This is a genomic window from Paraburkholderia sp. Cy-641 (assembly GCF_011752945.1).
Classification (GTDB): domain Bacteria; phylum Pseudomonadota; class Gammaproteobacteria; order Burkholderiales; family Burkholderiaceae; genus Paraburkholderia.
In genome coordinates this window covers 24,582-36,762 of record NZ_VWWM01000050.1, presented here as the reverse complement: position 1 = coordinate 36,762, position 12,181 = coordinate 24,582, and the positions used below count along the sequence as shown (strand labels likewise).

Annotated in this window: 8 protein-coding genes; 4 read left to right on the top strand and 4 right to left on the bottom strand. The window is 65.6% G+C overall.

Features of this window, described 5'->3' with window-relative positions; translation table 11 throughout:
• Positions 1-41: 41 nt before the first annotated feature.
• The gene (gene fdhD / locus F3J20_RS23915; RefSeq protein ID WP_205192434.1) at positions 42-959 is read right to left on the bottom strand and encodes a formate dehydrogenase accessory sulfurtransferase FdhD; all 918 of its coding nucleotides are present in this window, start codon (positions 957-959) and stop codon (positions 42-44) included.
• A gap of 122 nt (positions 960-1,081) precedes the next feature.
• Here fdhD and F3J20_RS23910 point away from each other — a divergent pair, with 122 nt between their 5' ends.
• Complete coding sequence (locus F3J20_RS23910) at positions 1,082-1,558, top strand: nitrate reductase associated protein (protein ID WP_167035841.1); 477 nt, start codon at positions 1,082-1,084, stop codon at positions 1,556-1,558.
• Positions 1,559-1,960: 402 nt separating this feature from the next.
• Positions 1,961-5,062, top strand: coding sequence for an EAL domain-containing protein (locus F3J20_RS23905; RefSeq protein WP_167035845.1), 3,102 nt, complete (start codon positions 1,961-1,963; stop codon positions 5,060-5,062).
• A gap of 12 nt (positions 5,063-5,074) precedes the next feature.
• On the opposite strand, the gene F3J20_RS23900 is transcribed toward F3J20_RS23905, so the two are convergent.
• On the bottom strand, positions 5,075-5,470 hold the full coding sequence (locus F3J20_RS23900) for an acyl-CoA thioesterase (protein ID WP_167035848.1): 396 nt from the start codon (positions 5,468-5,470) through the stop codon (positions 5,075-5,077).
• A gap of 307 nt (positions 5,471-5,777) precedes the next feature.
• Between F3J20_RS23900 and F3J20_RS23895 the strand changes: the two genes are divergently transcribed.
• The gene (locus tag F3J20_RS23895; protein ID WP_167284715.1) at positions 5,778-7,685 is read left to right on the top strand and encodes an ABC transporter ATP-binding protein/permease; all 1,908 of its coding nucleotides are present in this window, start codon (positions 5,778-5,780) and stop codon (positions 7,683-7,685) included.
• A gap of 106 nt (positions 7,686-7,791) precedes the next feature.
• Here the strand turns inward: F3J20_RS23895 and murU are convergent, their stop codons facing one another.
• Complete coding sequence (gene murU / locus F3J20_RS23890) at positions 7,792-8,511, bottom strand: N-acetylmuramate alpha-1-phosphate uridylyltransferase MurU (protein ID WP_167284714.1); 720 nt, start codon at positions 8,509-8,511, stop codon at positions 7,792-7,794.
• A 3-nt stretch (positions 8,512-8,514) separates the two neighbouring features.
• Positions 8,515-9,582: a phosphotransferase gene (locus F3J20_RS23885; RefSeq protein WP_167284713.1), complete on the bottom strand. Its 1,068-nt coding sequence runs from the start codon at positions 9,580-9,582 to the stop codon at positions 8,515-8,517.
• Positions 9,583-9,850: 268 nt separating this feature from the next.
• Here F3J20_RS23885 and F3J20_RS23880 point away from each other — a divergent pair, with 268 nt between their 5' ends.
• Entirely contained in the window at positions 9,851-12,178 is a 2,328-nt protein-coding gene (locus F3J20_RS23880) for an LPS-assembly protein LptD (protein WP_240158595.1), read from the top strand.
• The last annotated feature ends 3 nt before the right edge of the window (positions 12,179-12,181 follow it).

The window sequence follows — 12,181 nt, the reverse complement described above, 5'->3', positions numbered from 1 at the left end:
CCGAGATGGCGCGGTTCGGGGCTGACCGCCGCTTCAATCGCTCACGCTTGCGGCGGCTGCCCCGTGTCGTAATCGACGTAGCTGCTTTCGCGGCAGAAGCTCACGAGCCGCACGCCCGCCTGACGCGCAATCGTAATCGCCAGCGAGGACGGCGCGGAGATCGTCGCGAGCATCGGCACGTCGACGCGCGCGGCCTTGCGCACGAGTTCATAACTCGCGCGGCTCGACAGAAACACGAAGCCGTCACGCGTATCCGCGCGATCGAGCACGAGCTGGCCGATCAGTTTGTCGAGCGCGTTGTGGCGGCCGACGTCCTCGAACGCATGGCGGATCGCGCCTGCCGCATCGCACCACGCGGCCGCGTGCAGGCCGCCCGTCAGACGCGTGAGCGCCTGATGCTCGGGCAGGGCACGCGCGGCGCGCGCGATCGCATCGGGCGCGAGCCGTTGCAGAAAGCCGGTGTCGGGCACGCGAGCCGGCTTCAGATCGAGCAGATCGATGCTTTCGATCCCGCATACGCCACAGCCGGTGCGCCCCGCGAGCGCGCGGCGCTTTTCCTTCAACGCGACGAACGCCTGTTGCACGACCTGTAGCTGCACTTCCGCGTGCGGCAGCTCGCCGTCGTCGTGCAATTCGACCTCGATGTCCCGAATGTCGCTGCCACGCTCGACGATGCCTTCCGAAATCGCGAAGCCGACCGCGAACGCTTCGAGGTCGCGCGGCGTACACATCATCACCGCATGCGAAATGCCGTTGAAGACGAGCGCGACCGGCCATTCCTGGCCGACGTGATCGGTGACGGTTTCGACCTGCGCGCCGCGATGCCGGCGCACCTCGCGCTGCACCGCGCCGGGTTGTTCGGTGGCGTCGTGGTCCGTGCCGCCTCGCTGAGCGTTATTGGGCGCGTGGTCCTGGCCGATTCCCTGCCTGCCGTTCTGCCCGATTTCCTGTCCGTTCAAGCTGCTTTGCTCCTGTACCATGCCGCGCTCACGGGCGTTTGCCCGCGATGTCGCGCGAATAAGGTTCTAAAATACCTCAAGCGACGCCCGCATGCTGTCCGTCACCGCGAAGGAGCCTGGTCATGGCACTCAACGAAGCCCCGCTTCTGTTCGACTTCGAAGTCGCGTCTTCGGAGAATTTCACCTATATCCCGATGTCGGTGCGCTTCAATCTCGATCGTTTCGGGCTGCGTATTTCGCTCGATCAATGGCAGCAGTTGCCGCTCGAAGACCGCAAGCTGCTCGCACGCTTTCCGGTCGACGAGGACATCGAAACCGAACCGAACTTCGATCACGCGCTGTTCGAAATGCTGCGCACTCACGCGAACGTCGAGCCGGAGTGGTTCACGCCCGAAGCCGCCCCCGCATGGCGCCGCATCGACGACGTGCCCGCAGGCGTCGCGCATCAGGCGGGACTCGCGGGCCTCGCCGCGCCGAGCGTCGCGCGCTGGGCCGAACTCGATCCGTTCAAGCGCTACGTGCTCGCCAAGCTGTCGCGCAAGTCCGAGGCGAATCACGACTTCGTCCCGGCGATGAAGGAGTTCGGCGCGGCCGGCTAGGCGCGGCCGCTTGTCTTGCGCGTGTCGTGCCGCGATCGGCGCGACGTGCCGTTCATCGGCGAGGCAAGGTCCAACATCGTCCTGTCATAGTGCAATGCGATTCTATAAAAGAGTCAGCATTGCGATACTGATCGAACGCTCGATCCACGAAGGGACTCCAAAGAAGCCACCTCGCTTTCGGTCCCAGCGCCGACGTATCCCGAGCCTCGCCCCGCCTCTCGCCCTCTACCTCCGATCGCTCGCGGCCGCTATCCCGCGACGGTATTTTTTCCTTCCCTCCCTCAATCTTTTCGCAACGCGGTCGTTATCCATAAGTTAGCGCGTAAAAAGATTCGCATCGATGCCGCAGGACGCACCGAAAGCGAGCGCTTCCGCCCTCGGAACGATTGACGTTCGGAATCCATGAATTCTTTCTTATCGAAGCGGCTGCTGATCAACCTGGCGGTCGTCGTCGTGGCGGTCGGCGCCAACGCGTTGGTCGCCTACACGCAGATCCGCGGACAAAGTGACGCCGACGTGCGCATGTTGCGTTCGACGAGCGTGCGCCAGCACCTCGATGCCTACCGGGCGACGCTCGACAACGCGCTTGCCGCGCTCGGCCGCTTCGAAGCGTCGGGCCAGCGCGCGCCGCTCGACACGGCCGCCGCGACGAGCTCGAAGCTCGTCAGCCTGGAGCTCGAGCTGCGCGACGACTTCACGGACGAGCCGTTGATGAGCGGCGCGCTGACCCGGCTTTCCACGGACAGTCTCGCGCTGCAACACGACATCGACGCCGAGCGGCAGAGCACGGCCGCCGTGCCGGAGGCGTCGAGCGAGGCGGCCGCGCCCACGCGTCTCACGCCCGCGCTCAGACGTGTGCAGGCGGCGCTCGCCGCGCTGCGCGCCGAGGAAAACCGCGCGTTGCAGAACTCCCTCGCAGCGGCGGCGAGCGACGGCGAACGCGCGACTTTCGTGCTGATCGTGACGATGCTCGCCGGCAGCACGCTGCTCATCATGACGTTCGGCGCGCGCGAGAGCAGCGCGCGCGAAAAGCTGCACAGCGCCCGCGCGCTCGTGCGCGGCGAACAACGCTTTCGCAGCCTGTTCGACGATCACGCCGCGCCGATGTACATCTTCGATCGCGAGACGCTGCGCTTTCTCGCCGTCAACGCGGCTGCGGTCCAGCAATACGGCTACTCGGAAAGCGAGTTTCTCGGCATGACGATTCGTGCGATCCGCACGCAGCCCGAGATCGCGCGCCTCGAAGCGCATCTCGCCCGCTGCCCGGCAGTCGTTCACGGCCACACGATGGCGGGTATCTGGCGTCACCGCCGCAAGGACGGCACGATCATCAGCGTCGACGTGTCGTATCACGCGCTGAACTTCATGGGCTGCGACGCGTTTTTCGTGCTTGCCGACGACGTCACCGAGCAGATCAATGCCGAAGCCGAAGCGCGGCGCTCGAACCAGATGCTCGAAGCCGTGATCGACAGCATTCCGCAGCGCATTTTCTGGAAGGATCTGAACTCGCGCTATCTCGGCTGCAACATGGCGTTCGCGCGCGACGCGGGGCTCGCGTATCCCGAGCAGGTGGTCGGCAAGAGCGACGCCGATCTGCCGTGGAGCAAGTTCGCGAGCGAGATGACCGAATACGACACCGAAGTGGTCAGCACCGGCGTGCCGCAGATGAACTACGAAGTCGAACTGATGATCGACGGCGAGTACCGCACGCGCATCACGAGCAAGCAGCCGTTCACCGACGGCGACGGCCGCGTGATCGGCGTGCTTGGCTCGTACCAGGACGTGACCGAGCGCAAGCGCGCCGACCTCGCGCTGCGTCTGCAAAGCCGCGCGCTCGACGCGAGCGTCAACGCGATCCTGATTACGGCGCCGTCGCCGGCGGGCAACCTGATCGAATACGTGAACCCGGCCTTCATGCGCATCACCGGCTACGATCCCGCCGAGGTGATCGGCCACGACTGCCGCGTGCTGCAACGCGACGACCGCGAGCAGGAAGGCGTCGCGCTGATTCGCGAGGCGCTCGCGGCGAACCGCGAGGTCAGCGCGGTGGTGCGCAACTATCGCAAGGACGGCGCGCTGTTCTGGAATCAGCTGTTCATCGCGCCGGTGCCGGATGCGGATGGCGTGATTACGCATCACATCGGCGTGATCAATGACGTGACCGAGTTGATCCGCTATCAGGAGCAGCTCGAATATCAGGCCAATTACGACAGCCTCACGCGGCTGCCGAACCGCAATCTGCTGCGCGACCGGCTCGAACATGCGCTCGTTCTCGCGCGGCGGCATCACAGCGGCGTGGCGGTCGTGTTCCTCGATCTCGACGGCTTCAAGAACGTCAACGACAGCCTCGGCCACAGCGTCGGCGATAGGCTGCTCGGCGTGGTCGCCGAACGGCTCACGCGCTGCTCGCGCACGAGCGACACGATCGCGCGGCACGGTGGCGACGAGTTCGTGATCGTGATGACCGACACCGTCGACGAAAAATCGCTGATCGCGTGGATGGAGCGCGTGCGCTCGTCGATCGCGGAGCCGGTCTGGCTCGACGGCAACGAGCTGTACGTCGGTTGCAGCATGGGCGCGAGCCTGTTCCCGCAGGACGGCGACGACGCCGAAACGCTGATGAAGAAGGCCGACGTCGCGATGTATCGCGCGAAGGACATGGGCCGCAACACGTTCCAGTTCTATCAGCCGGAGATGAACGCGAGCGCGGGCGTGCGCCTGAATCTCGAACGGCGTTTGCGCCGCGCGCTGCGCGACAACGAGTTTCTGCTGCATTACCAGCCGCAAGTCGATATCGGCAGCGGGCAGATCGTCGGTATCGAGGCACTGGTGCGCTGGCACGACCCCGAGGTCGGGCTCGTGCCGCCGTCGTCGTTCATTCCGCTCGCGGAAGAGAGCGGGCTGATCGGTCCGCTGTCGGAATGGGTGCTGCGCGAAGCGTGCCGCCAGAACAAGGCGTGGCAGGACGAGGGGCTGCCGCCCGCGCGCGTGTCGGTGAACCTGTCGGCGCGCGTGTTCCAGCAGCGCGACATCGCGAAGCTCGTCATGCAGGTGCTCGCCGAAACCGGGCTCGAACCGAAGTACCTCGAACTCGAACTGACCGAGAGCACGATCATGCGCAACGCCGAAGAAGCCGTGTCGATGCTCAACGAACTGCACGCGCTCGGCATCGGTCTTGCCATCGACGACTTCGGCACCGGCTATTCGAGCTTGAGCTACCTGAAGCGCTTCCCGGTGGATCGGCTCAAGATCGACCGCTCGTTCGTGTCGGATATCGGCGTCTCGGGCGACGACGAAACGATCACCTCGGCGATCATTGCGCTCGCGCATTCGCTGAAGCTGCAGGTGATCGCCGAGGGCGTGGAGACGTCCGCGCAACTCGATTTCCTGCGCGAGCGCGAGTGCGACGAAATGCAGGGCTATTACTTCGCGAAGCCGTTGTCGACCGATGCGATTTCGGCGCTGCTGAACGGCGGACTGGTGAAGGAGCTGGAGACGGCCTGAGGCGCCGGCGGCTCAGCCGAGCGCGGGCAGCGGGCGTGGCCGGCGGTTGCTGTCGGTGGCGACGTAGGTCAGGGTGGCTTCGGTGACCTTCACGACTTCCTGGGCGAGGCTCATGCGCTGCGCGTAAACCTCGACCGACACCGTGACCGACGTGTTGCCGGTCTTGATGATATCGGCGTAAAAGCTCAGCAGATCGCCGACGAACACCGGCTGCTTGAACAGGAACGAATTGACCGCAATTGTCGCGACGCGCCCGTTCGCGCGACGGCTTGCCGGGATCGAGCCGGCAATGTCGACCTGGGCCATGATCCAGCCGCCGAACACGTCGCCGTGGATGTTCGCGTCCGCCGGTTGCGGCATCACGCGCAGCGCGCAGGATTTGGACGGAAGTTGCAGAAGATCGGTCATCGGGACATCCTTGGGAAACGTGTTCACGCGTATCGGCGTATGGGCTGGAGCGCCTTGACCGTGGGCCCCGGGCGGGCGGCCGGGGCGTGACGCCCGCGGCCCATGAAAAGCGGCGCCAGCCGGCTTCTGCGACAATGCGAAGATCAGGAATTGTACGGGAAAGCGCCCAGCCCAGCGAAGCGCGAGCCGCCCGAAGCGTCACAGGCAGGATCGGGCGCTGCGGCCGGCTCGCCCGGGTCATGTGCGGTGCGAACCTCACGCGTCGCCGCGCGCTCCGGCAGTTCCACCTATTTCCCCAGCCGACCCCATGCGCCGCTCGCCTTCGTCCGAACCCTCGCCGATTTCCACCCAGCCTCGCAACGACTGGCAGACGATCCTGTCGCTGCTGCCGTACCTCGCCACCTACAAATGGCGCGTCGGCTTCGCGCTGAGCTGTCTGATCGGCGCGAAGGTCGCCAATCTCGGCGTGCCGATCGTGATGAAGCGCATCGTCGACAGCCTCGCGTCCGTGCAGCATCTGACCGCGCTCGGCCGCGCCCAGGACGCGCCCGGCATCGTGCTGCTCGGCGGCGTCGGCCTGCTCGTGGTCGCGTATGCGGTGGTGCGCCTGTCGACCTCGTTTTTCACCGAGCTGCGCGAGATCCTGTTTTCGAAAGTGACCGAAAGCGCGGTGCGCCAGCTTGCGCTGAAGGTGTTCCGCCATCTGCATGCGCTGTCGTTGCGCTTTCATCTCGAACGGCAGACGGGCGGCATGTCGCGCGATATCGAGCGCGGCACGCGCGGCATCACGCAGCTGATTTCCTATTCGCTCTACAGCATCCTGCCGACGCTCGTCGAAGTCGGTCTCGTGCTCGGCTTTTTCGTCGTCAAATACGAGGCCTATTACGCGATCGTCACGTTCGTCGCGCTCGCGGTGTACATCGTGTTCACGGTGAAGGTCACGGAGTGGCGCACGCATTTTCGCCGCACGATGAACGAGCTCGATTCGAAGGCGAATTCGCGCGCGATCGACTCGCTGCTCAACTACGAAACCGTCAAGTACTTCGGCAACGAGGACTGGGAAGCGAATCGTTATGATGAAAACCTCAAGCGCTATCGCGCGGCGGCGATCAAGTCGCAGCGCTCGCTGTCGGCGCTGAACTTCGGGCAGCAGGCGATCATCGGCACGGGGCTCGTGTTCATCCTGTGGCGCGCGACCCAGGGCGTAATGGCCGGGCGCCTTACGCTCGGCGATCTCGTGCTCATCAACACGTTCATGTTGCAGCTCTATATTCCGCTCAATTTTCTCGGTGTCGTGTATCGCGAACTGAAGCAGAGCCTGACCGACATGGACCGCATGTTCTCGCTGCTCGGCGCGCCCCGGGAAGTACCCGACGCGCCCGCGGCGGCGCCGCTCGCCGTGGCCGGCGCGCAGGTGCGCTTCGAGCACGTGAGCTTCGCGTACGAGGCCGCGCGGCCGATTCTGCACGACGTGAGCTTCACGATCGCCGCCGGTACGACGACGGCGGTGGTCGGCCATAGCGGCTCGGGCAAGTCGACGCTCGCGCGCCTGCTGTTCCGCTTCTACGATCTCGACCGCGCGACGGGCGGCGCGATCGTGATCGATGGGCAGGATATTCGCGACGTCACGCAGGATTCGCTGCGCGCGTCGATCGGCATCGTGCCGCAGGACACGGTGCTGTTCAACGATTCGATCTACTACAACATCGCATACGGCCGGCCCTCGGCGACGCGCGACGAAGTGATCGCGGCGGCGCGCGCGGCGCATATCCACGAGTTCATCGAGAGTCTGCCGAAGGGCTATGACACGCCGGTCGGCGAGCGCGGGCTCAAGCTCTCGGGCGGCGAGAAACAGCGCGTCGCGATTGCGCGCACCGTCCTCAAGAATCCGCCGATCCTGCTGTTCGACGAGGCGACGTCCGCGCTCGATTCGCGCTCCGAGCGCGCGATCCAGCACGAGCTCGACCAGATCGCGCGCGAGCGCACCACGCTCATCATCGCGCACCGGCTCTCGACGGTCGTGCACGCGCAGCAGATCATCGTGATGGACAAGGGGCGCATTGTCGAGCGCGGTACGCACGCGGAGTTGCTGCGCGCAAATGGACTCTTCGCGCAGATGTGGGCGTTGCAGCAGCGCGCCGCGCAGACGCCGGACGCGATGGAAGGGGCGGACCTGAAGCAGGGCGAGGTCGGAGCGGACGCCGGCGCGCGGTGATTGCCGGGGCAGCGGGCTCTACTTCGGGCTGGGCTCGCGCGGCGGGCAACTGTGCCCGCCTTCGGTTCCGTGCACCCGCCTGCGGCTCAGTACACCCACCTGCGGCTCAGCGCGCCCGCAGCAGCCGATCGAGCGCTGCCAGTTGTTCCGGGGTCCCGACGTTCTCCCACAAGCCTTCGTACAGCTCGCCGCTCGCGAGCCCGCGCGCGATCGTCTCGCGATAATACGGGCTCAGCGCGCGCCGCGTGCCGAGCGGCAGGGCGCGGAACATGCGCGTGTCGTAGAGCCCGATGCTGCCGAACGTGAGACGCGGCGGCGTATCGAGCGACAGCACGCCATCGGCGAAACCGAAGTCGCCGTTCGGGTGGAACGGCGGGTTCGGCACCATCACCAGATGCATGCCCGGCTCGGGCAGCGCGCGCAGGCGTTCGGCATGCGCGGTAAGCGTCGTGTAATCGAAATCGGCATACACGTCGCCGGCGACCGCGACGAACACTTCGCTCGCGCCCCCGTCTTCGAGCAGCGGCAGCGCATAGGCGATGCCGCCCGCGGTTTCCAGCGCCTCGCCCCCTGGTTCGGCCGAATAGCGCAACTCGATCTGCCAGCGCGAACCGTCGCCGAGCGCGGCTTCGAGCTGTGCGCCGAGCCACGCGTGATTGATGACGATCGTCTCGATGCCGGCCCGCGCGAGGCGCTCGATCTGCCATACGATCAAGGGCTTGCCGCCCGCTTCGAGCAGGGGCTTCGGACACGCGTCGGTCAACGGGCGCATGCGCTCGCCGCGGCCCGCGGCGAAAATCATCGCTTTCTTCACGGAGAGGCTCATCGCTCAGAAGGTGTAGCCGACTTCCTGCGCGCGGCCTTCGAGGTCGTCGAGCAGTTTCGCGAACGGGCGCAGCGGCGCGTAACGTTCCGCCACCTTGCGTGCATAGCCGATGAAGCGCGGCAGGTCGTTCATGTAATGCGCCTTGCCGTCGCGGTAGTGGATCCGGCAGAAGAGGCCCAGCACCTTGATGTGGCGTTGCAGCCCCATCCATTCGAGCTGGCGGTAGAACTCGCCGAAATCGGCATCGACGGGCAGGCCGGCTTTTTTGGCGCGCTCCCAGTAGTACGCGAAGCAGTCGAGTTCGAACTCTTCGTCCCAGCTGAGGAAGGCGTCGCGCAGCAGCGATACCACGTCGTAGGTGAGCGGGCCGTACACGGCGTCCTGGAAGTCGAGCACGCCGGGATTGGGCTCGGCGATCATCAGATTGCGCGGCATGAAATCGCGCAGCATGAAGCCTTGCGGCTGCGCGCGCGCGCTCGCGATCAGCAGCGCGAACGTGCGATCGAGCAGCGCGCGCGTCGCGGCGTCGACCTCGCGGCCGAGGTGCCGGCCGATGAACCACTCGGGCATGAGCTCCATCTCGCGGCGCAGGAACGCTTCGTCGAACGGCGGCAGCACGTCTTCGCGCGAGCTCAGTTGCCAGCGGATCAGCGCGTCGAGCGCGTCGCGCATCAGCGCGCGGGCCGCGCGCGCGTCGCCGCTCGTCTGCGCCCCGGTCAGCGCGCCGAGGTACGAGGCGGTGCCGAGGTCGGTGACGAGCATGAAGCCCGCGTCGAAATCGACTTCGAGCACGCGCGGCACGTGCACGCCGGCCGCGTCGAGCAACTGCGCGATCTGCGCGAACTCGCGGCATTTTTCGGGCGGCGGGGCGTCGACGGCGATCAGCGTGGCCGCGCCGTTGCCTTGCGCCGCCTTGCCGGCGAGCCGGAAATAGCGCCGGAAACTGGCGTCGGACGAAGCGGGAACGAGGCTGTCGGGCTCGAGCGCATGGCGTGCCGCGTGGCTTTGCAGCCAGGCTTTGAGCAGGGGGAGACGGGAGTCGGTGAGGTCTGGGTTCGAAGGCGGCGTCATGAAAAGCGGCGGCAAATTCTGGGGGGCAACGTCTTGCCATATAATACCCCACGACTTTTTTGACGCGACTCGCACGCCCGCTTGCGCGTGTTTCGTTCCACCGCCCGCCCTATCGTTCGGCAACCTGTAAATCCTGACGTGCAGCCGACTGTCACGGTCGCGGTGTGCAGGCGGTGGATCGCGATGACGCAAGCGTTGGCACGGGCCGATTGCCAAACGATACATGCCGCCTAGACAGCTTTCCAAAATCAATTCCTCCTGTGCAGTCATGCCGCGCAAAAGGCGGCTCGTCGCGGCGTTGATCGCCGTTCCGGGCCTCATGCCCGCGCTGGCGCACGCCCAGCTGGCGGGGGAAGCTGCGCAGCCGCAGGCGATCGATCCGCCGTGGGGCATGCAGCTTGCTCCGCAGCTCGAAGAGCATCCGCTGCAGACGGGCCAGCGGCCCGCCACCTTCGTGCTCGGCGACCAGGCGAGCGGCACGATCGACCAGGATCTGGCGGCCAAGGGCTCGGCCGAAGTGCGCCACAACACGGCCGTCATCAAGGCCGACGCGCTGCACTACGATCAGGACACGGACATGGCCGACGCCTACGGCAATGTCCACGTGGTCAACACCGGCAACACCTTCATCGGGCCCGAGGCGCATCTGCGCGTCGATTCGACCGAAGGCTTCATGAACGCGCCGAAGTACCACTTCAACATGACGGGCGGCTCGGGCAGCGCGCAGCGCGTCGACCTGCTCGACGCCGAGCGCTCGGTGTTCACGAAGGGCACCTACACGGCCTGCTCGTGCACGGACAATCCGGCCTGGTACATCAAGGGCAGCGAGTTCGATTTCGATACCGGCGCGGACGAAGGCGTCGCCTACAACAGCGTGCTGTTCTTCCAGGGCGTGCCGGTGTTCGCCTCGCCGTGGCTGTCGTTCCCGCTCTCGGGCGACCGGCGCAGCGGCCTGCTGCCGCCCACGTTCTCGCTGAGTTCGTCGAACGGCTTCGAACTGTCGGTGCCGTATTACTTCAACATCGCGCCGAATCGCGACCTGACGCTCACGCCGCGCCTGATCTCGAAGCGCGGTGTGCAACTGCAGAGCACGTTCCGCTATCTGTCGCCGACGTACTCCGGCTCGATCACGGGCGAGTTCCTGCCTGACGATCACCTGACGAAGACCAACCGCTACGCGCTGTACATCCAGCACAACCAGAACTTCGGCAACGGGTTCGGCGGCTACATCTACTACAACAAGGTTTCGGACAACACGTATCCGGAAGACCTGTCGTCGTCGGTCAACCAGTTCATGAACGGCACCCAGCTCCTGTACCAGCAGGAAGCCGGGTTGACCTACAACAACGGACCGTGGTCCGTGCTCGCGCGCGAGCAGCACTGGCAGACGCTGCAGCCGTCGGTCGCGCCGTACGGCCGCGAGCCGCAGTTGAACGTGAAGTACGCGAAGTACAACGTCGGCGGCTTCGACTTCGGCGCCGAGGCCGACTACACGAACTTCCGCATTACGACGGCCGACGTGACCGAAGGCCAGCGGGTGCTGTTCAACCCGTACCTGTCGTATTCGGTGGTGGGGCCGGGCTACTTCGTCACGCCGAAGATCCAGTGGCACTTCGCGTCGTATAACCTGAACAATATCGGCACCGACCTGTCGGGCGTGTCGAATGCGCAGAAGAATTTCACCGAGTCGATCCCGACCTTCACGTTCGACACCGGGCTGACGTTCGAGCGCTCGGTGCGCGTGTTCGGGCAGGACTACATCCAGACGCTGGAACCGCGCCTGTACTACGTGTACACGCCGTACCGCAACCAGGACAACGCGCCGCTCTTCGACACCGCCGACTCCGACTTCGGCCTCGCGGAAATCTTCACGCCGAACACCTTCGTCGGCAACGACCGGATCGCCGACGCGAACCGCCTGACCGTCGGTCTCACCACGCGCTTCATCAACCCGGCCACCGGCGACGAACGCGCGCGCTTCGTGATCGCGCAGCAGTATTACTTCCAGGATCAGCGCGTCACGCTGGAGCCGAGCCAGACCAGCACCGAGGCCACGCACTCGGACCTGATCGCGGGCGCGTCGGTCAAGCTGGGCGCCGGTTTCGCTTCGGAAACTGCGTTCCAATATAATGCCGACAACAATCAGCTCACGAAGACGAGCGTCGGCTTCGGGTTCAGTCCGGCGAGCGGCAAGGTGATCAATGTCGCGTACCGCTACACGCGCGCCAACACCACGCTCGACAACGAGCCGATCAATCAGGTGCTGATTTCGGGCCAGTGGCCTCTGTCGCATCGGGTGTACGGGGTCGGTCGCTTCAATTACGACCTCGGCGGCCACCGGATCGTCGACGGCCTGATCGGCCTGCAATACGACGCGGACTGCTGGACGCTCGGCGCCGGTATCCAGCGCTATGCGAACGGCCTGAACACCTCGGGGCAGAATCAGTCGAGCACGCGGTTTCTGGCGCAGTTGACGTTCAAGGGGTTGTCGAGCGTCGACAACGGGCTGATGACCGCGTTCCGCACCAGCGTGGCCGGTTACACGCCGTTGCCGCCGCCGCCGCCGCCGGAGTCGAGGTTCACCAACTACGAATGACGG

Coding starts and splice junctions, on each gene's coding strand:
- F3J20_RS23910 (WP_167035841.1), top strand. CDS start 1,082: ATGGCACTCAACGAAGCCCCGCTTCTGTTCGACTTCGAAGTCGCGTCT.
- F3J20_RS23905 (WP_167035845.1), top strand. CDS start 1,961: ATGAATTCTTTCTTATCGAAGCGGCTGCTGATCAACCTGGCGGTCGTC.
- F3J20_RS23900 (WP_167035848.1), bottom strand. CDS start 5,470: ATGACCGATCTTCTGCAACTTCCGTCCAAATCCTGCGCGCTGCGCGTG.
- F3J20_RS23895 (WP_167284715.1), top strand. CDS start 5,778: ATGCGCCGCTCGCCTTCGTCCGAACCCTCGCCGATTTCCACCCAGCCT.
- murU (WP_167284714.1), bottom strand. CDS start 8,511: ATGAGCCTCTCCGTGAAGAAAGCGATGATTTTCGCCGCGGGCCGCGGC.
- F3J20_RS23885 (WP_167284713.1), bottom strand. CDS start 9,582: ATGACGCCGCCTTCGAACCCAGACCTCACCGACTCCCGTCTCCCCCTG.
- F3J20_RS23880 (WP_240158595.1), top strand. CDS start 9,851: ATGCCGCGCAAAAGGCGGCTCGTCGCGGCGTTGATCGCCGTTCCGGGC.